Source organism: Thermomonas sp. (assembly GCF_035369645.1).
Classification (GTDB): domain Bacteria; phylum Pseudomonadota; class Gammaproteobacteria; order Xanthomonadales; family Xanthomonadaceae; genus Thermomonas.
Map to the genome: position 1 here is coordinate 1 of NZ_DAOOUM010000029.1, position 19723 is coordinate 19723.

Below are 19723 nucleotides of genomic sequence, written 5' to 3' on the forward strand. Positions count from 1 at the left end.
ACTGCCCGATTGGCACGGTGCGTTCGCGCATCTTCCGCGCCCGCGAGGCCATCGACGCCCGCATGCGCCCCCTGTTGGATCACGATGAATTGCCGAAGCGTTCGAAAGCCTCATGACGACCGAAACCGACCGCCACTGCACCGACCTTACCCAGCTCTCCAGCCGTGAGCAGCTCTCGGCCTTGATGGATGGTGCCTTGCCCGAAGATCAAACCCGGTTCTTGCTGCGGCGTTTGCAGCATGACGCCGAATTGGCCGCAAGTTGGGAGCGCTGGCGGCTTGCCGGCGATACCCTGCGCGGTGTCGCGCCGGCGCAGCGCTTGCCGTTGGATTTTGCATTGCGCGTATCGACATCCTTGCATGGGGTTGGCCTGCCTTCGCAAGTTACACACAGCGCACAGCGCGGCACGCATTGGCGGCGTTGGGGCACGGGTACCGCCGTCGCCGCCGCCTTGGCCGTGGTGGCCTTGCTGGCGCGCACACCGCTGCAACCGGCGGCGCACCCGGCGCAAGCCCCCGCACGGGCTCCCACGTTGGCGTTGGCGGTACCGCCACCTGCGACACCCAAACCGGCCCCGGCCACACCACCTGCGCCGACGGCCTTGGCACACGCCCCTGAATTTTTGGCGGCTGCCACCGCCTTGGCTGCCAGCAAGCCTGCGCGGCGCACGCGCAATCAAGTGGCTCCCGTATTGGTTGCGGCGGGGGATGCCCCGGTCGCGGCGTCGGTGGTATCGGCGGCTCCCGTGGAAATCGCCAGCCGCCCGTGGCCGCGCAAAATCCTGCCGCAATATGACAGCAACAGTGGTTTGACCGTCGGGTTTGGCGAACATGCAGGGCCACTGGCCGCACCCAATCCGTTTGTTTCCCCGGTATTTGCCAAGCCACCCAAATTATTGTCGGACGATGCGCCGGCGCAGTTAAAAACGCACGCCCCGGCTGAGGCTTCGTTGCAGCCTTGAGGCGTCACCTGCCTGGTCCGGGCGCTTGCCCATACGTTTGAGTGTTCCCCGATCTTCGTGCACGAGGAGTGTCTGTCGATGTCTGCAAATCAATTGATTCGTCTGCGCCCATTGTTGTTGGTTGTCGCACTGGCAGTGGCGGGAGTGGGTGCATGCAGTGGCCAGAATCCTGCCAATGCGCAAACCCCTGCCGTAGCGCAAACCCCAGCCCCCGAACTGGTCGGTAATTTGCCGGACTTCACCCGTTTGGTTGAACAAGTTGGCCCTGCGGTGGTCAGCGTGCAGGCGGAAATTGGCAGCAAGCCGCAGGCGCGGCGTGCGCAGCAGCAAATGCCGCAAGACGATGAAGGGGATGATTCGGGCGATGCGCAAATTCCCGAATTTTTCCGCCGCTTCTTCGGCCCCGGCATGACCCCGATGCCGGGCATGCCCGGCATGCCGCAGCAGCGCCAACGCGGCACCTCGCTGGGGACGGGCTTCATCATTTCCAGCGATGGCTATGTGCTCACCAACCATCACGTCATCGACGGTGCCGATACCGTGCGCATCAAGCTGTCGGACCGCCGCGAGTTCACCGCCAAGGTGGTGGGCAGCGATGAGCAATCCGACGTGGCTCTGCTCAAGATCAATGCCACTGGCCTGCCGGTGATGCGCGTGGGGGATTCCAAGCTGCTCAAGCCCGGGCAATGGGTGGTAGCGATTGGCTCGCCGTTCGGGTTGGATCACTCGGTGACCGCCGGTATCGTCAGCGCCGTGGGGCGCGCCAACCCCGGCTCCGAGCAGCGCTACGTGCCGTTCATTCAGACCGACGTGGCCATCAACAAAGGCAATTCCGGCGGCCCGCTGCTGGATACGCGTGGGCAAGTGGTGGGGATCAATTCGCAAATCTTCAGCAATTCCGGCGGCTATATGGGCGTCAGCTTCGCCATCCCGATCGACGTGGCGATGAATGCCGTCAAGCAGCTCAAGGCCACCGGCAAAGTGGTGCGCGGGCAGTTGGGTGTGCAGATTCAGGCGATGGATCGCGATTTCGCCAAGTCCTTGGGTCTGCCCGATGCCAGCGGCGCATTGGTGGCGCGGGTCGAGCCGGGCAGTCCGGCCGAACGCGCCGGCGTGCAGCGGCAGGACGTGATTCGCAGCGTCAACGGGCATCCGGTGTATGACTCCAGCGACTTACCGCCGATCATCGGCGCGATGGCACCAGGCACCAAGGTAACCTTGGATGTCATTCGCGATGGTAATCCGCGCAGCCTCAGCGCCACCTTGAATGCCTTGACCGATAGCGTGGCGGATGCCAACGGCAACCCGCGGCAAACACCTGAGGCATCGCCCGCCAATGCGGCAGGCAACGCATTGGGCATCATCGGCAAAGAATTGACCCCGGAGCAACGCGGCAAACTGGGCCTGCAAAAGGGGGAAGGCGTGCTGGTGGCGCGGGTCAATGGCGATGCCGCGCGTGAGGCCGGTTTGCAGGCGGGTGATGTGGTGCTGGCGGTGGGCCGCAGCGATGTGGGCAGCGTGGCCGCGCTGGATGCCCAGTTGCGTGCTGCCGGCACCGGCAAGCCGGTGATGTTGTTGGTGCAACGTGGCGGTGGCACACGCTATATGGCCATCAACCCGGCGCAGGAGTAAGGCGACGCGGCCCCATCCGTGCCCAAGCGGAACGCGGATGGGGCTGTGCGATAATGAACGGCTCACTTTCGGCGGGCTGCAATCCGCCCCCCGTTTATTTATCGACAATACTCATGCAGCACGATGCCATGCGGTTTATCCGCAACTTCTCCATCATTGCCCACGTTGACCACGGCAAATCCACCTTGGCCGACCGCATTATTCAATTGTGCGGCGGCCTGACTGCGCGCGAGATGGAAGCGCAGGTGCTGGACAACAACCCGATCGAACGCGAACGCGGGATCACCATCAAAGCGCAGTCGGTGTCGTTGCCGTACACCGCCAAAGACGGCAACACCTATTTTCTGAATTTCATCGACACCCCCGGCCACGTCGACTTCAGTTATGAAGTCAGCCGTTCGCTGGCCGCCTGCGAGGGCGCATTGTTAGTGGTGGATGCTGCACAAGGCGTGGAAGCGCAGTCAGTGGCCAACTGCTACACCGCAGTGGAGCAGGGGTTAGAAGTGGTGCCGGTGCTCAATAAAATTGACCTGCCCACCGCCGATATCGAAAAAGTCAAAGAAGAAATCGAAGCCGTCATTGGCATCGATGCCACCGACGCCGTGGCCATTTCCGCTAAAACCGGTTTGAACGTGGGCGACGTGCTGGAAGCCATCGTGCAGCGTATTCCATCACCGGCTCCGCGTGATACTGACAAACTGCAAGCGCTGATCATCGACTCGTGGTTCGATAATTATCTGGGTGTGGTGTCGCTGGTGCGGGTGATGCAAGGCGAGATCAAACCCGGCGACAAAATGCTGGTGATGAGCACCGGACGCACCCATCAAGTCGATGGCGTGGGCGTGTTCACCCCCAAGCGCAAGCCGCTGCCCAGTCTGCGTGCGGGCGAAGTGGGCTGGATCACCGCCAGCATCAAGGACGTGCACGGCGCGCCGGTGGGCGACACGCTGACGTTAGCCGGCGACCCCGCACCGGGCCCGCTGCCGGGTTTCCAGGAAATGCAGCCGCGGGTGTTTGCCGGGCTATTTCCGGTGGACGCCGAAGACTACCCCGCACTACGCGAGGCATTGGACAAGCTGCGTCTGAACGATGCTGCGTTGCGCTTTGAACCGGAATCCTCCGAGGCGATGGGCTTTGGCTTCCGTTGTGGTTTCCTTGGCATGCTGCACATGGAAATCGTGCAGGAGCGACTGGAGCGCGAATACAACCTCAACCTGATTTCCACCGCACCCACGGTGATCTACGAAGTGTTGAAGACCGATGGTGCCATCGTGCCGATGGACAACCCGGCCAAGTTGCCACCGGTGAATATGGTGGATGAAATTCGCGAGCCGATCATCCGTGCCAACATTCTCACCCCGCCGGACTACATCGGCAGCGTCATCAAACTGTGTGAAGACAAGCGCGGCGTACAGATTGGCATCACCTACATGGCCAGCCAGGTGCAGGTCAGTTATGAATTGCCGATGGCCGAAGTGGTGCTGGATTTCTTCGATAAGTTGAAATCGGTCAGCCGTGGTTATGCCTCGCTGGACTATCACTTCGTGCGTTTCGAGGCCGGCCCGTTTGTGCGCGTGGATACCTTGATCAATGGCGATCGCGTGGATGCGCTCTCCATCATCGTGCACCGCAGCCAGGCCGATCGTCGTGGCCGGGAACTTTGCGAGAAGATGAAAGATCTGATTCCACGGCAAATGTTCGATGTGGCCATTCAAGCGGCAATCGGGGGGCAGATCATTTCCCGCACCACGGTGAAGGCCTTGCGCAAGAACGTGTTGGCCAAGTGCTACGGCGGTGACGCCACGCGCAAAAAGAAATTGCTTGAAAAGCAGAAAGAAGGCAAGAAGCGGATGAAGCAGGTGGGCCGGGTGGAAATTCCGCAGGAAGCCTTCCTCGCCGTGTTGCAAGTGGATAGCAAGTAATGCGTTTCCCGCTTCCGCAGGAAGTGCGGCAAAAACCGATGGAGTACATCGCATGATGGTGTGGTTTGAAACAATCTTGGTGGTGCTGACCCTGCTGTCGGGGCTGATCTGGTTGCTGGATAAGCTATTTTTTGCCAAGCGTCGCGTGGCTGCTGCCGGCTTGGCCGACGCCAAAGAGCCGGTGCTGGTGGATTACGCAAAATCATTCTTCCCGGTGCTGGCCCTGGTGTTGGGCCTGCGCAGTTTTGTGGCAGAGCCTTTTCGCATCCCATCCAGCTCGATGATGCCAACCTTGTTGATTGGCGATTTCATCTTGGTCAATAAATTTGCCTATGGTCTGCGCTGGCCGATCACCAACAAAAAATTCTTGGATAATGGCGAGCCGCAACGTGGTGACGTGGTGGTGTTCCGGCCGCCGCACCACCCGCGCGAGGACTGGATCAAGCGGGTGATGGGCCTGCCCGGTGACCGCATTGGTTATCATGACCACAAGGTTTATGTGAATGGCCGCGTGTTGCCGTATCGTGCGGAAGGGGTGTTTACCGGCGTCGGTCAGGGGAGTGGGGAAACCGGTGACAACAAGCTGACCGAGGGGCTACAAAACCACCCGCATTTCGTGCTGGAGCGTGACATCAGTATTGCAGATGGTGACTGGACAGTACCGGCGGGGCATTATTTCGTCATGGGTGATAATCGCGGCAATAGCGAGGACAGCCGGTTTTGGGGGTTTTTGCCAGAAGCCAATCTGCGCGGCAAGGCATTTTTGGTTTGGATGAATGTGGATACCGAATCCGATCACTGGGTGGACGTTTCTCGCATCGGAACCCGTATTCCTTGAGCAAGCGTTTGGGCGTTCGTAGTTTTATCAGGCCATTCAACCAAGAGGGGAAGCACGAATGAAACAGGCACAGCGCGGCATCACCATGATTGGGTTCCTGATCACCTTGACCGTGGTGATCTTCTTTGCATATTGCGCGATGAAAATCGGCCCGATGTACATGGAGTTTTTCACGGTCAAGAAAGCACTTGCTGGGATTGCCAGTGACCCCGAAGCAGCCAACGCATCCAAAGACAAGCTTCGCACGCTGCTGAACAAGCGCCTTCAAATCGACTATGTCGCGGTGGTCAAACCCGAGATGCTCAAAATCGAAAATACGGAAGGCGGCTACAATCTCATCATGGATTACGAGCGTCGTGAGGAGCTGTTTGCCAACCTCGATGTGGTCGGCAAATTCCATGCTGAGCAGGCTTTGACGCGTGGTGCTGGTGCCAGTAATAACTGACCCCGCGTTGCGCACGTTTGCAGGGCATGCGTTCACCGAACCGGCCCTGCTGGTGCAGGCGCTGACCCATCGCAGCGCCGGCAGCCCGCATAACGAACGCCTAGAATTTCTCGGCGATGCCTTGATCAACCAATTCATCGCTGAGACGCTGTATCGGCATTGGCCCAAGGCCGATGAAGGGGCACTGACTCGCGCCCGCGCCGAGTTGGTGCGTGAGTCCGCATTGGCCGGCATCGCACGGCATCTGGAGATCGGCAAGCAACTGGTCTTAGGTTCGGGTGAAATGAAAACCGGCGGGCATCGCCGTGATTCCATCTTGGCCGATGCGCTAGAAGCCTTGGTGGCGGCAATTTATTTGGATGCCGGCTTCGAGCCTTGCCGCGCGGTGGTGTTGCCGTGGTTTGCAGACATGATTGCGGCATTGCCGCCGCCCAATAAAGTGGGCAAAGACGCCAAAACCCGTTTGCAGGAATGGCTACAAGGCCGGCAACTGCCGCTGCCGGTATATGCCCTGTTGCACGAAGGCGGCGAAAGCCATGCGCGCGTGTTTCGCGTCAGCTGCACTCTAGCCGAGCCCGTGCAAAGTACGGAAGGCGAGGGCAGTTCGCGACGTGCGGCAGAACAACAGGCGGCCGAGGCTGCACTTAAGGAATTGGAAACATGAGCAGTACATCTTCACGCAGCGGCGCAGTGGCCGTGATTGGCCGCCCTAATGTGGGCAAATCGACCTTGGTCAATGCGCTGGTGGGGGCCAAGATCAGCATCACTTCCAACCGCCCGCAAACCACGCGGCATCGTTTGTTGGGGATTGCCACGTTTCCACGCGGGCAACTGCAGTTGGTGGACACTCCGGGCATCCATGGCGAGCAGGGCAAGCGCTCCGGCAAGGCGATGAACCGGATGATGAATCGCGCTGCGCGCGGTGCCTTGGAAGGGGTGGATGTGGCCTTGCTGGTGATCGAAGCGGGCCGCTGGGACAACGAAGACGGCCTGGCCTATGACGCCCTGCATGATGCCGGCCTGCCGGTGGTGCTGGTGGTCAACCAGGTGGACAAACAGAAAGACAAAACCGCCCTGCTGCCGTTTATCACCAAGGTGACCGAGGGTCGCGACTTTGCCGCCGTGCACCCGCTGTCGGCACTCAAACGCAGCGGGCTGGAACAACTGGTGGCGACCTTGATGGATTTGGTGCCTGAGGCCGAGCCGATGTACGGTGAGGATGAAATCACCGACAAGAGTCAGCGTTTTCTTGCCGGCGAATTGGTGCGCGAACAATTGATGCGTCGGCTGGGCGAAGAACTGCCGTATTCGACCACGGTGGAAGTGGAAAAATTTGAAGAAGAACCTTCCCCAAAAACTGGCGTGATGTATCGCATCGACGCGGTGATCTGGGTGGAACGCGAAGGCCAGAAAGCTATCGTCATCGGTAAAGGCGGCGAGCGCCTGCGTGACATCGGTAAGCATGCCCGTCAGCAGATGGAGCAGCTGTTTGGAGCCAAAGTGTTTCTGCAAACTTGGGTGCGTGTGCGCGAGGGTTGGAGCGATGACGAAGCCGCACTACGCGCGTTGGGTTATCACGACTGACTTTGTTCATCTTGGCCATGACAGGGCAAAACTGTCGATGGGTTGCGTTCGGCACAACGCCGTAGAATGCGCCATGCGCTACACCGCCGAGTCCGCCTTTGTTCTGCACGCCCGTCCATGGCGAGAAACCAGCCTGCTGGTGGAAGTGCTGAGCGCCGATCATGGCCGCATCGGCTTGCTGGCGCGGGGCGTACATGGCCCCAAAAAGCATCTGCTGCGCGCCGCGCTGCAGCCCATGCAATCCATCCAATTTGATGCCATACAAACTGGCGAGTTGGCGCAACTTCGTGCCGCCGAGGCGGTGGATGCGGCGCCGGTCGTGTGCGGTGATGCGGTGATGGCGGGTTTCTATATCAACGAACTGTGCTTGCGCCTGGCCCCCCGCCACGCCCCGCAGCCGGAGTTGCATGCGGTGTATGCACACGTGCGCGAGCGTTTGCGCACAGGCGCGCTGCTGGCTTGGACGTTGCGCCGGTTTGAACGTGATGTATTGGATGCGCTGGGGCTAGGGCTGGAGTACACGATGACTGGTGATGGTGCACCCATCGACCCGGCCGCGCGCTACCGACTGGACGCAGAGCAGGGCCCATTGCGGGTACACAGTGAGCGCATGGGGGAGCGACAGACATTCGCCACCGGGCGCGCCTTGTTGGCATTGGCCGCCGATACTCTGCCGGTGCGAGAAGATCTTGCCAGTTTGCGCTTGCCGCTACGCACGGTGCTGCTGCATCACCTAGGAGGGCGTGGGCTGAAGTCGTGGGAAATGCTGGGGGAATTGGGGCGGGTTGTGCGGGGCTGAGAGCAAGCGTGCCCTCTACCGGTGCAGTTCACCCGCCGCTTCCGGCTGGAAACGAATAGCCAACACGTGCAAGCGCGCACTGCGACCACTGGGCATCGGCCAATCGATGCTGTCGCCCACACGCAGGCCAAGCAGGGCACTACCTACCGGGGCAAAAATTGACACCTTATCGGCGCTGCCGTCGGCATCACGCGGGTACACCAAGGTGAGTTCGTATTCGTGGGCGTGCTGTTGATCATCCACCACCTGCACCTTGGCGGTAGAGTTCATGGTGATCACATCTGCCGGCATGTTGCCGGGCTCGGTCAGTTCTGCACGCGCCAACTCCTCGCGCAAGGCTGCCGTGTTGATGCCGCTGTATTGCGGATGCTCCAGCAAATCCTCGATGCGTTCCACATCGACGCGGGACAACAACAGGGCGGGGCGTTGGGCATGGGTGGTCATGTGGTGCGGCTCCTGCAAAGCAAAACGGACGGCGCGGCAGGCGCGTCGCCCGTGGGTTCACGAATTGAAGCCTATTATCCGCCGACGATGCTGCCCGGGGCAAGCCAGAGCTGGTAAGAGCACTTACGGGAAGATAAATGCCGCCACGATGCGGCGGCCTTCGCCGGCCAGGATGGAGTACGTGCGTGCAGCGGCGGCGTTGGTCATCACTTCCAGGCCAACGCCACGTTGCAGGCAGGTCGCCAGTACGATGGGCGGGGGGAAGACTTGCGTTGCGCCGGTACCCAGCACGATCAATTCCGGGTGCAGCGCGAACATGTCATCCAGATCGGCCGGCTGCATTGCAGTTGCCGTGTGCATCGGCCAGTGTTCACGCAAGGCGTCGGGGGCGATGATGAAGCTGGTGTGCAGGCGCCGGGTGTTGACCAAGGCACTGCCACCGTCGGCACCACGCAAAAAAAATTGATAATCCGGGCGTTCCAGAAGCAGATGCATGGCGACGGGCTGCTATCTCAGGCGCGCGGCAGCACGATGTGCCGTTTGTCCTTGCTGGGGCGGTAAAGCACGGCGATATGGCCAATCCGCTGCACCAGCGCGGCCTCGGCACGGGCGGCCAAGTGATCGATCATGGCGTCGCGATCCTCACGGTCGGCGCCACCGACCTTCACCTTGATCAATTCGTGGTGCTCCAGCGCCAGTGCAACTTCGGCCACCAATGCATCGGTGATGCCCTTGCCGCCAACCTGCAACATCGCCTTCAGATCGTGCGCCTGTCCGCGCAAAAAACGAATCTGGGCATTGGTCAGGGCAATCGACATACGGCACGCAACAAGATAATCAAGGGTGTGCAGGGTATCATGCACGCCTACTTCTCGCGTCTTTGGCGGCTATGGCCACCCGCAGTAAATCCAGCCAACGCTGGCTCAAGGAACATTTTTCCGACCCCTACGTCAAAAAAGCGCAGGCCGAAGGTCTGCGTTCGCGCGCGGCCTACAAGTTGGAGGAGCTGGTCGAGCGCGACCGCCTGCTCAAGCCGGGTATGGTGGTGGTGGACTTGGGTGCGGCCCCGGGCGGGTGGTCGCAGTGGGTGCGGCAAGAGTTGGACCGGATGGACCCGGCCAAGCCCGGGCGGATGATTGCCAGCGACATCCTGGAGATGCCCAGTTTGGCCGGTGTGGAGTTCCTTCACGGCGACTTCAGGGACGATACCGTTCTATCGCAATTGCTGGATATGCTGAATGGCGACAAAGTAGACCTTGTCTTGTCCGACATGGCCCCCAATAAGAGTGGAATGGATGCGGTAGATCAGCCGCGCGCGATGCACCTGTCCGAATTGGCGATGGACTTTGCCGATGGCCAGTTGCGTGCCGGCGGCAGCTTCCTGATCAAGCTGTTTCAGGGGATCGGGTTTGACGAATACGTGCGGGAGCTGCGGCGGCGTTATGCCAAGGTAGTGATTCGCAAGCCGGCGGCTTCGCGCAAGCGATCGCCGGAGGTGTATGCCCTGGCCACCGGCAAGCTGGCGCAGATGAAGTGATGAAGGCGACATAAGGACGACATGAACGATCTTGCGAAAAATATCTTGCTCTGGGTGGTGGTTGCCGTCGTATTGATGGTGGTGTTTCAGAGCTTCTCACCAAAACTGGCGGCCAGCCAGGACGTGATCTATTCGCAGTTCGTGCAGGACGTGGAAAACGACCGCATCAAAACCGTCGATATCTCCAGCAACGAACGCAGCATTGCCTTCGAGCGCGCCGATGGCAGCAAGGGCAGCACCACCGCACCAGTGCGCGACCGTGACTTGATCAACGACTTGATCCAGCACAAGGTTGAAATCAAGCAAGCACCGCCGGATTCGGGGGTCTCGTTCTGGTCACTGGTGCTGAACTTCCTGCCGGTGTTGCTGATCATTGGGTTTTGGTTGTTCATGATGCGGCAGATGCAAGGCGGCGCTGGCGGTAAGGGTGCGATGTCGTTTGGCCGTTCGCGCGCCAAACTGCTCAATGACGATCAAGTCAAAGTCACCTTGGCCGATGTCGCTGGCTGCGATGAAGCCAAGGAAGAAGTGGGCGAGCTGGTCGAATTTTTGCGTGACCCCTCGCGTTTCCAAAAACTGGGTGGCAAGATCCCGCGCGGGGTGCTGATGGTGGGCCCGCCCGGTACCGGCAAGACCCTGCTGGCCAAAGCCATTGCCGGCGAAGCCAAGGTGCCGTTCTTCAGTATTTCCGGTTCCGACTTCGTGGAAATGTTCGTCGGCGTGGGTGCCAGCCGCGTGCGCGACATGTTCGAGCAAGCCAAGAAGCATGCACCGTGCATTATCTTTATCGATGAAATCGACGCCGTGGGCCGCCATCGCGGCTCCGGCATGGGCGGTGGCCACGACGAGCGTGAGCAAACCCTCAACCAGATGTTGGTGGAGATGGATGGCTTTGAAGGCGGCGAAGGCGTCATTGTGATTGCTGCCACCAACCGCCCCGATGTGCTGGACAAGGCGCTACTGCGCCCCGGCCGCTTTGACCGCCAAGTCATGGTGGGCCTGCCCGATATCAAGGGCCGCGAACAAATCCTGAAAGTGCATATGCGCAAAGTGCCGCTGCACGACAACGTGCGCGCCGACGTACTGGCACGCGGCACGCCCGGGTTTTCGGGTGCTGACCTTGCCAATCTGGTTAACGAGGCCGCGCTATTTGCGGCGCGTCGCAACAAGACGCAAGTGGACATGCAGGACTTCGAGGACGCCAAAGACAAGATCTACATGGGCCCCGAACGCCGCAGCATGGTGATGCGCGAAGACGAGCGCCGCAACACCGCCTATCACGAATCCGGGCATGCGGTGGTGGCGATGTCACTGCCCAAGGCCGACCCGGTGCACAAGGTCACCATCATGCCGCGCGGCTGGGCTTTGGGTGTGACTTGGCAACTGCCCGAGCACGACAACCTGAGCAACTACAAAGACAAGATGCTGGAAGAAATTTCCATCTTGTTTGGTGGCCGCATCGCCGAAGAATTATTTGTCGGCCAGATGTCCACCGGCGCATCCAATGACTTTGAGCGTGCCACCAAACTGGCGCGCGGCATGGTCACAAAATACGGCATGTCCGATGCGATGGGCACCATGATTTATGCCGATAGCGATGCCGGTTTCGGGGTGCAAAACAAGACCATTTCCGAAGCCACGCAACAAAAGGTCGATGCTGAAATTCGCCGCATCCTGGATGAGCAATATGCGGTGGCACAGCGCATCTTGGAAGACAAGCGCAGCGTGGTGGAAGCCATGACCGCCGCTCTGCTGGAATGGGAAACCATCGACGCCGAGCAGGTCAAGGCGCTGATGGAAGGCCGCACCCCCAACCCCCCGGTAGGCTGGGAGGACAAGTCCAGCAAGGGCAAACGTGATGGCGATGCTACCCCGCCGCCGGCGTCGATCGGTGGGCCGGTGGTGCAGCGTTGAGCAACAGCGGACATCGACGCCTCTGACACAGGGCCGGGAGGAATCCCGGCTTGTGTGTTTGAGGCTACCTAGTTGCCGATAATGCGGGCTTTGCCGATACTTCCCAAGAATCCCTTGGGGTAGGGTCAATTGGGTAAATTGGCGCACTGGTTTCACCAGCTCAAGCGGCGCAATGTGCTGCGCGCGGCGGCGTTGTATATCGGCGCTATTTGGGCGTTGGCGCAGGGGATTGCGCAATTGGCGCCGGTGTTCGGGATTCCAGATTGGGCGGTGCGTTGGTTCATTATTGCGGGAGTGATTGGCTTCCCGTTCTGGGTCGTCTTCGCGTGGTTTTACGAGTTCACACAAGATGGGCTGAAGCGAGAAAGTGAGCGCGATGCGGATGATCAGGCTGCGCATTTGCATGACCGCCGACTTGATAAATGGATCATCGGTGTTTTGCTGGTTGCGGTAGTTTTGCTTGTCACCAACCAGTTTGTATTGCGGCGTGATGCCACTAGTGTTGCCGATGCAACGGCCATGGCCGAACAAGGTGGCACCGGCTTGAAGTCCATTGCCGTGCTGCCGTTGTTGAATGCCAGTGGTGACCCGCAACAGCAGTTTTTTTCCGATGGTCTGACTGAAAACTTGATCGATATGCTTTCCACGGTCAATGGATTGCGGGTCATTGGACGTGCCTCTTCATTCCAGTTTCGCAACAGCAAGGAAGACCCGCGCAGTATCGGCAGCAAGTTGGGGGTGGGCTATTTGCTGAGTGGCAGTGTGCAACGCACGGCTGATACGTTGCGAGTGCGTACCGAGATGGTGGATACACGTACCGGCACGGTGTTGTCGATAAAGCAATACGATCGTCCGGCGGGTGATTTGTTCGCATTGCAAGACGAATTGGCCAAGTCCATTGCCGATACACTCAAAGTGAAACTGCTGGATGGCAATGGGTCGGTGCAGGGAGAGCGTCCGCCCAGCGGGAGTCTGGAGGCTTACAGCGCATTTTGGCGTGGCAATTTTTTCAGTGATTTGGGCAGTGAGCGCGATACCCGTCGGGCGATTGATGAGTTCACTCGTGCCACACATTTGGACTCGCGTTATGCACGGGCATGGGCATCCCTGTCCCGCAATTGGACGTCACTGGCGGCCCTGTATCTGACGGGAAACGATGCGCAGAATGCCTATGCACAAGCGCGTATCGCCAGTGACAAGGCGCTGGCATTGGCACCTGATTTAGGCGACGCGCATGTGGCACGTGGGTGGTTGCTGGAGAATGCAGAGCTGGATTGGAGTGGTGCCGCATTCGAATATCAACGTGCGCTTGAGCTGTCTCCCTCAAGTTTGCAAACCAAGTTCAGCGTTGCCGGCATGCTGGCGTTACAGGGGCAATTGACGCAAGCCGTGATGAAGACAAACGAGGCCATCGCCCGCGAACCAAGGGTGCCAAATTGGTGGAATTGGTATAGCGCCTATCTCTCCGGATTGAACCGACTGGATGATGCTGAAAATGCCATTCGCAAATCCATTGCGTTGCGCCCGCAGGGCAACTCGGCATGGGCACAGCTTGCGATCATTCAGATCCAGCGAGGTGATGCAAAGGCGGCGTTGGCGGCGGCCACGAATGAGCCAGAAGGCGCTTGGCACGATATCGCGCGGACGATGGCATTGCAGATAGGCAAAGACCGTTCTGCAGCGGATGTGGCCGTGCAAGAATTGATTAAACAATATGGCGATGTCGCCGCGTACCAGATCGCGCAGGTGTATGCCCTGCGGCGCGATGACAAGGCTGTATTTGAGTGGTTGGAACGGGCTAGGCAGACGCATGACCCGGGGGTAGGCAATACGCTGATTGATCCATTGATCATGCGTTACAAGCAAGACCCTCGGTTGGCAAAATTTTGTGCCAAGGTGGGTTTGCCTGTTCCCACCACCAGTGAAGCCATCGGGATTTAAATCTATGTTCGACACCGCCCCCCAGCTTGATTGCAATGGCCGCACATTGCGGCTCGATCATCCAAAGGTGATGGGGATCGTCAATGTCACCCCGGATTCCTTTGCCAGTGGCGGCGAACATTTCGATGCGGATGCGGCGATTGCGCACGGGTTGCAACTGGCGGCGGAGGGCGCGGCGATTTTGGATATCGGCGGCGAATCCACCCGTCCCGGCGCGCAAGATGTGTCGGTAGAAGAGGAGCTGCGGCGGGTGATCCCGGTGATTACGGCGCTGGCGGCCACGGTGTCGGTGCCGATCAGTATTGATACATCCAAGCCCGAGGTGATGCGTGCTGCGGTGGCTGCGGGTGCGGGCATGATCAATGATGTGTGTGGCCTGCGCAGCGAGGGCGCGTTGGATGCCGCCGCCGAGTTGCGGGTGCCCGTGGTGTTGATGCATATGCTGGGTGAGCCCCGCACGATGCAAGATGCGCCACATTACGACGATGTGGTGGGGCAGGTGCATCGCTTCTTGGCGGAGCGCATCTTCGTGGCCGAGATGGCCGGTATCGACAAAAAAAACATTCTCATCGACCCCGGCTTCGGCTTCGGCAAAACCACCGCGCACAATCTGCAGTTGCTGGCGCAGTTGCGCCGTTTCACCGAATTGGGCGTGCCGGTGCTGGCGGGGTTATCCCGCAAGCGCAGCATTGGTGAATTGACCGGGCGTGAGCAGCCGCAAACGCGGGTGGCAGGCTCGGTGGCTGCGCATCTGATTGCTGCGCAGCACGGCGCGATGTTGCTGCGTGTGCATGATGTGGCGGCAACCGTGGACGCACTGAAGGTCTGGCAGGCGGTGGCCGCAGTGCCGATGCCGCGCAAGGATGCCGGCAAACCGGCCCTCGTTTGGCCGGATGAGGCGTGATGGTCCTGGCGCTGTCACCGAATGCGTTGCTAGTTTGCTAGAGTCTTGCAAGGGGCGTTTGAAATAGATTTTTGTCGGTATTTCAGGGTTGTTTTGCATCCGTCTGGAACCTGCCGTATCCATGAGCTTCATCGCCGAACTCCGCCGCCGTAACGTCATTCGCATGGCCGGGTTGTACTTGGTCGGTGCGTGGCTCATCACGCAGGTTGCGGGCACGGTATTGCCCATGTTTGATGTGCCAACGTGGGTGTTGCGCAGTGTGGTGGTGTTGCTGGCGATTGGGTTCGTCCCTGCCTTGGTGGTGTCTTGGATTTTTGAATTGACACCAGAAGGACTGCGGCGCGAAACCGATACGTCGGGGACTGATGGTGCGTACCAGGGGGTTGAACGACGCGGGCGTCGTAGCCGCGATCAGGCCGAAGACGCCGTCGCATCCGCACGGGTCTCCAAACAAATCGGCCGCGCCTTTGTCGTGGTGCTCTTGGCGGCACTGACCTTTTTTGTGTTTGATAAATTTTATCTAGGCGCGCAGCAGCGTAATGCCAAAGCCGCCGCATCCACGCTGGCATCGACAACGGCGACGACGCCAATCAAAGGGTTGATTGCGGTGTTGCCATTTCGTAACCGCAGCGGCAACGCGGAGGATGCTTATTTTGTCGATGGCATCCATGACGATCTGCTCACCCAGTTGTCGAAAGTCACCGGCTTCAAAGTGATCTCGCGCACGTCAATGATGCATTACGCCGATACCAAGCTGACCATCCCACAAATTGCCCACGAACTAGGTGCTGCGGTGGTCTTGGAGGGCGGCGTGCAGCGTGCCGGCAACAAGGTGCGCATCAATGTGCAGTTGATCGACGGCGCAACCGATGTCCACCTATGGGCAGAAACCTACGACCGTGCGCTGAACACCGAAACCTTGTTCACCATTCAAGCCGATATCGCCCAAGCCATCGCCAATTCCATGAAGCTGGCCTTGAGCCCCGCAGATGCAAGCGCGCTGGCGGCAGGCTCCACCCGCAACTTGCAGGCCTACGAGGCATTTATGCAGGGCAAGTTGCTGGCAGTATTGGATCGTGCAACACCGGAGCGCTTGCAGGCGGCAATCCAGCAATTTGATCACGCCATCGCATTGGATCCGCAGTTTGCCGATGCGTGGTCACGCAAGGCGCGGGCGCAATTGACCAGCTACTGGTATGGGTTCACCGATGCAAGCTCGCGGGATGCTGCGATTGTGTCGATGGAACAAGCGCGCCGGCTGGCACCCGAAGCGTTGGAAACATGGATCGCGCAGGCATATCTCTATTACTGGGGAAGCCGTGACTACACCAGTGCCGAGTCGGTGTTGGCGCGGGTGATCGAGCGCGCGCCCGGGCTTGCCGAAGCGTGGTATGCCCGCGGCTTGGTTGCACGCCGGGATGGGCGCTTTGCCGATGCCATTTCGGCGTTTCAGCATTCGCTGGCTCTTGATCCTCTGAATACCGACATTTTGTTGGAACTCTCCAACACGATGATCAGCCTTGGTCAGGATGAAGATGCGGCCCCGCTTTACAAACGCCTGAGCGAGTTGGGCAAAGATGCACATCTTTATAGCCCAGAACGTGAGTACGTACGCGGCAACGTGAGTACCGCATGGGCGGCGGTGAAAGGGCCCAACGAATTTTATGCAGCATTGCCGTTCCGGATTGCAGTGGCCAGTCGCAATTGGCAATGGATCAAGCAATCCTTATCGGAAGAGCTGTGGCCCGAGCGCCTGCGACAGTCACCTGACTACCCAGAAAATTATGCATTTGCGGAAGCCGAAGGCCTGCTTGCCACGGGCCAGATCAAAGAGGGCAAGCAGCACTTGGCCGGGATCAAGGCACGCTTGGACAAACTGGCAACACCCTATCCAGCGGGCTGGTCTTCCAGTGGTGAATATTTTTACTACCCATGCCTGTTACCGGGCCTGATGGGGGACTTGGCCGGGGTGCGTGCTGCCGAAAAAGACTATCTGGACAATGCGCCGAAAGATGCCTGGGCCGACTCCAGTCGGCGCACGGCCTTGGCGGTGGCGTTTGCACGGGCCGGCGATCCCGACCGCGCGCTGTATCACATGGAAACGGTGATGCAATTATTCGGCCCGTTCTCGTTTGTGGGCTTCAAACTGTTGCCAGGCTTGGATTCATTACGTGACACGCCGCGTTATTTGGCGATGCAAGAGACCTACCAACGCTGGAGCAATGCGCGCAAGCAGCATCAGGCCCAACAATAATTTCGGCAGTCGTGTCGCGCATCAGCAATCGCATCTGCGCCACGAATGATTCACACTGCGAGCACTCCAGATCATCCATCACGGGCCCGCCATGCAAAGCTTGCTGCGACGTAAGGACATCGACCAAATCACCGTGCACGAAGAAGGCCGGCGGTTGGTGCCTACCCTGAGTTGGCCGCATCTGGTGGCGTTGGGGATTGGTGCCATCGTGGGTACCGGCATCTACACCTTGATTGGCGTGGCCGCCAATTTGGCCGGGCCGGGGGTGTTGCTTTCATTTTTGGTCGCAGGTGTGGTCTGTGCCTGCGCGGCCTTGGCCTACGCCGAAATGGCCACCATGATGCCGGCCGCCGGCAGCGCCTATACCTACAGTTATGCGGTGCTGGGCGAGGCCATTGCGTGGGTGGTGGGCTGGAGTTTGATTCTGGAATACACCTTGGTGGTGAGCACGGTGGCGGTGGGGTGGTCGGGCTATGCGGTGGGGTTTTTGAAGGGCATTGGGGTTGACCTGCCACTGGCCATCAGCGTGGGCTCGCATTCCGGTGGTTTGATCAATCTTCCGGCAGTATTGATTACATGGGTGGTGGCCGGTTTGTTGATGGCCGGTACGCGTGAAAGCGCCACCCTCAACGCGGTGTTGGTGGTGGCCAAGCTCATCGCGCTGGCGGTATTCGTGGCGATTGCACTGCCGGCATTTGACGCCAGCAATCTGCACCCGTTCATGCCGCACGGTTTTACCGAAAGCTTGGGCGCGGATGGCAAAAAATACGGTGTGATGGCGGCTGCAGCGATCATCTTCTTCGCCTTCTACGGCTTTGATGCCATTTCCACCGCCGCCGAAGAAACCAAAAACCCGGGGCGCAATCTATCCATCGGGATCGTGGGTTCGATGGTGGGCTGCACCTTGATCTACATGTTGGTGGCGTTGGCCGCCGTGGGCGCGATGCACTACACGACGTTTGGCCAAAGCCCCGAGCCGCTGGCCTTGATCATGCGCGAATTGGGGCATGGCGCGGCGGCCAAAATCGTGGCGGCCGCCGCCGTGATTGCCCTGCCCACCGTGCTGCTGGCGTTTTTCTATGGGCAAAGCCGCATCTTCTTTGTGATGGCACGCGACGGCCTGCTGCCGCGCAGTTTGTCGAAGGTGGGCAAGCGCGGCACGCCGGTTGCTATCACCGTATTCACCGCGCTGGTGACATCGGCGCTGGCCGGTGTGGCGCGGCTGGATGAAATCGCCGCATTGGCCAATGCCGGCACACTGGTGGCGTTTGTAGCGGTATCCACCTGTTTACTGGTGCTGCGCAAGCGCGACCCGCAACGCCCGCGCGTGTTCCGTGCGCCGCTGGCTTGGCTGATTGGGCCGGTGGCCATTCTGGGCTGCGTGTATTTGTTCTCCAGCTTGCCGGCCAAGACACAATTGTGGTGCCTGCTGTGGAATGCATTTGGCTTGTTGGTGTACCTGCTGTACGCACGCCGCAACAGCCTGTTGGCGAAAGAGCGCACTGCTAAATCGCAATGACGCTTGACCTGCGCCCACGCGCCATCGCGCTGATGGGCCCGACCGCGTCGGGTAAAAGCGCGTACGCGCTGGAACTGGCGCTGCGCTTGCACGGTGAGATCGTCAGCGTCGATTCGGCGCTGGTGTATCGCGGTCTCAACATCGGCGCGGCCAAGCCCACACGCGAAGAGTTGGCGCAGGTGCCGCACCATCTGATCGATGTCTGTGAGCCTTGGCAACCCTATTCGGCGGCAGACTTCGCGGTAGCGGCGCGCGCAGCCATCGACGCGATTGTGGCGAAGGGCAAGCTGCCGATTTTGGCCGGCGGCACTGGGCTGTATTTTCGTGCGCTGCTGGAAGGCTTGTCCGACATGCCGCAGGCCGATGCCGCTCTGCGCGCGCAACTTGCCGGCGAGGCCGAGGCGCGCGGCTGGGCGGCGCTGCATGCCGAGCTGGCCACGATTGACCCCGCCGCCGCCGCACGCATCCACGCCACCGATGCCCAACGCATCCAGCGTGCGCTGGAGGTGTATCGGCTAAGCGGAAAGCCCATCAGCGCTTGGCAGCGCGACGCACGCGGCACACGCTGTCCGTTGAAGGTGTTGAAATTGGTGCTGGCCCCACCCGAACGCGCAACCTTGCATGCGCGCATCCAGCAACGCTTCGACGCGATGCTGGCAGAAGGGTTTTTGGATGAAGTGCGCACCCTGCGCGCGTTGCCGGAACTTGCCGCGCACCCGCAACCGCTGGATCTGCCCGCGATCCGCGCCGTGGGCTACCGGCAGGCGTGGGAGTTTTTGGATGGCATGAGTGATCCTGCCACCTTCCGCGAGCGCGCCATTGCTGCCACCCGGCAATTGGCCAAACGGCAATACACCTGGCTGCGCGGGGAGCTGGATACGCGCGGGTTTGACCCGTCCAGCCAGCGCGGTCAATTGGATGCGGCGGTGGCCGGGTTCCTTGGTGGCGTAGCCGCCTGAAACCCGCAAGCCCCACTCCTGCGTTACTATCGGCAGGCACCCTCTGCAATTGGACGGGTGCGGGGCCGGG

General features: G+C 60.1%; 18 protein-coding genes and 1 pseudogene. 16 read left to right on the forward strand and 3 right to left on the reverse strand.

What is annotated here, in order from left to right; translation table 11 throughout:
* From PK789_RS11680 to recO, 9 genes and pseudogenes are all read left to right on the forward strand, one after another.
* A pseudogene (locus PK789_RS11680) lies at positions 1-116 on the forward strand (RNA polymerase sigma factor RpoE); the annotation flags it as partial.
* On the forward strand, positions 113-961 hold the full coding sequence (locus tag PK789_RS06970) for a sigma-E factor negative regulatory protein (RefSeq protein WP_324307986.1): 849 nt from the start codon (positions 113-115) through the stop codon (positions 959-961). The pseudogene PK789_RS11680 and the gene PK789_RS06970, both read left to right, overlap by 4 nt.
* 78 nt (positions 962-1039) lie before the next feature.
* The gene (locus PK789_RS06975) at positions 1040-2593 is read left to right on the forward strand and encodes a DegQ family serine endoprotease (protein ID WP_324307988.1); all 1554 of its coding nucleotides are present in this window, start codon (positions 1040-1042) and stop codon (positions 2591-2593) included.
* A gap of 128 nt (positions 2594-2721) precedes the next feature.
* A complete protein-coding gene (lepA, locus tag PK789_RS06980) occupies positions 2722-4515 on the forward strand; it encodes a translation elongation factor 4 (RefSeq protein ID WP_324308029.1) in 1794 nt (597 codons plus the stop codon).
* 55 nt (positions 4516-4570) lie between these two features.
* The gene (gene lepB / locus PK789_RS06985; protein WP_324308031.1) at positions 4571-5353 is read left to right on the forward strand and encodes a signal peptidase I; all 783 of its coding nucleotides are present in this window, start codon (positions 4571-4573) and stop codon (positions 5351-5353) included.
* A gap of 58 nt (positions 5354-5411) precedes the next feature.
* Entirely contained in the window at positions 5412-5798 is a 387-nt protein-coding gene (locus PK789_RS06990) for a DUF4845 domain-containing protein (RefSeq protein WP_324307990.1), read from the forward strand.
* Positions 5799-5805: 7 nt separating this feature from the next.
* Positions 5806-6462 carry a ribonuclease III gene (gene rnc, locus PK789_RS06995; RefSeq protein WP_324307991.1) on the forward strand — a complete coding sequence of 219 codons (657 nt, stop codon included), beginning with the start codon at positions 5806-5808 and terminating at the stop codon, positions 6460-6462.
* Entirely contained in the window at positions 6459-7382 is a 924-nt protein-coding gene (era, locus tag PK789_RS07000) for a GTPase Era (RefSeq protein WP_324307993.1), read from the forward strand. The genes rnc and era overlap by 4 nt, the downstream gene beginning before the upstream one ends.
* 73 nt (positions 7383-7455) lie before the next feature.
* A complete protein-coding gene (gene recO / locus PK789_RS07005) occupies positions 7456-8181 on the forward strand; it encodes a DNA repair protein RecO (protein WP_324307994.1) in 726 nt (241 codons plus the stop codon).
* 15 nt (positions 8182-8196) lie between these two features.
* On the opposite strand, the gene rnk is transcribed toward recO, so the two are convergent.
* From rnk to yhbY, 3 genes are all read right to left on the reverse strand, one after another.
* Positions 8197-8625 (reverse strand): nucleoside diphosphate kinase regulator, encoded by a 429-nt coding sequence (gene rnk / locus PK789_RS07010; protein WP_324307996.1) that lies wholly within the window; start codon positions 8623-8625, stop codon positions 8197-8199.
* A 123-nt stretch (positions 8626-8748) separates the two neighbouring features.
* Positions 8749-9120: an Mth938-like domain-containing protein gene (locus tag PK789_RS07015; protein WP_324307997.1), complete on the reverse strand. Its 372-nt coding sequence runs from the start codon at positions 9118-9120 to the stop codon at positions 8749-8751.
* 17 nt (positions 9121-9137) lie between these two features.
* A complete protein-coding gene (yhbY, locus tag PK789_RS07020) occupies positions 9138-9443 on the reverse strand; it encodes a ribosome assembly RNA-binding protein YhbY (RefSeq protein ID WP_324307998.1) in 306 nt (101 codons plus the stop codon).
* 71 nt (positions 9444-9514) lie between these two features.
* On the opposite strand from yhbY, the gene rlmE reads away from it, so the two are divergent.
* From rlmE to miaA, 7 genes are all read left to right on the forward strand, one after another.
* A complete protein-coding gene (rlmE, locus tag PK789_RS07025) occupies positions 9515-10162 on the forward strand; it encodes a 23S rRNA (uridine(2552)-2'-O)-methyltransferase RlmE (RefSeq protein WP_324307999.1) in 648 nt (215 codons plus the stop codon).
* A gap of 21 nt (positions 10163-10183) precedes the next feature.
* Positions 10184-12076: an ATP-dependent zinc metalloprotease FtsH gene (gene ftsH, locus PK789_RS07030; RefSeq protein ID WP_324308001.1), complete on the forward strand. Its 1893-nt coding sequence runs from the start codon at positions 10184-10186 to the stop codon at positions 12074-12076.
* Positions 12077-12214: 138 nt separating this feature from the next.
* Positions 12215-14017, forward strand: coding sequence for a tetratricopeptide repeat protein (locus tag PK789_RS07035; RefSeq protein ID WP_324308003.1), 1803 nt, complete (start codon positions 12215-12217; stop codon positions 14015-14017).
* Between the two features lie 4 nt (positions 14018-14021).
* The gene (folP, locus tag PK789_RS07040) at positions 14022-14921 is read left to right on the forward strand and encodes a dihydropteroate synthase (protein WP_324308005.1); all 900 of its coding nucleotides are present in this window, start codon (positions 14022-14024) and stop codon (positions 14919-14921) included.
* Between the two features lie 121 nt (positions 14922-15042).
* A complete protein-coding gene (locus tag PK789_RS07045) occupies positions 15043-17175 on the forward strand; it encodes a tetratricopeptide repeat protein (RefSeq protein ID WP_324308007.1) in 2133 nt (710 codons plus the stop codon).
* A 91-nt stretch (positions 17176-17266) separates the two neighbouring features.
* Positions 17267-18694 carry an amino acid permease gene (locus tag PK789_RS07050; protein WP_324308009.1) on the forward strand — a complete coding sequence of 476 codons (1428 nt, stop codon included), beginning with the start codon at positions 17267-17269 and terminating at the stop codon, positions 18692-18694.
* Positions 18691-19653: a tRNA (adenosine(37)-N6)-dimethylallyltransferase MiaA gene (gene miaA, locus PK789_RS07055; protein ID WP_324308011.1), complete on the forward strand. Its 963-nt coding sequence runs from the start codon at positions 18691-18693 to the stop codon at positions 19651-19653. The genes PK789_RS07050 and miaA overlap by 4 nt, the downstream gene beginning before the upstream one ends.
* Positions 19654-19723 lie beyond the last annotated feature (70 nt).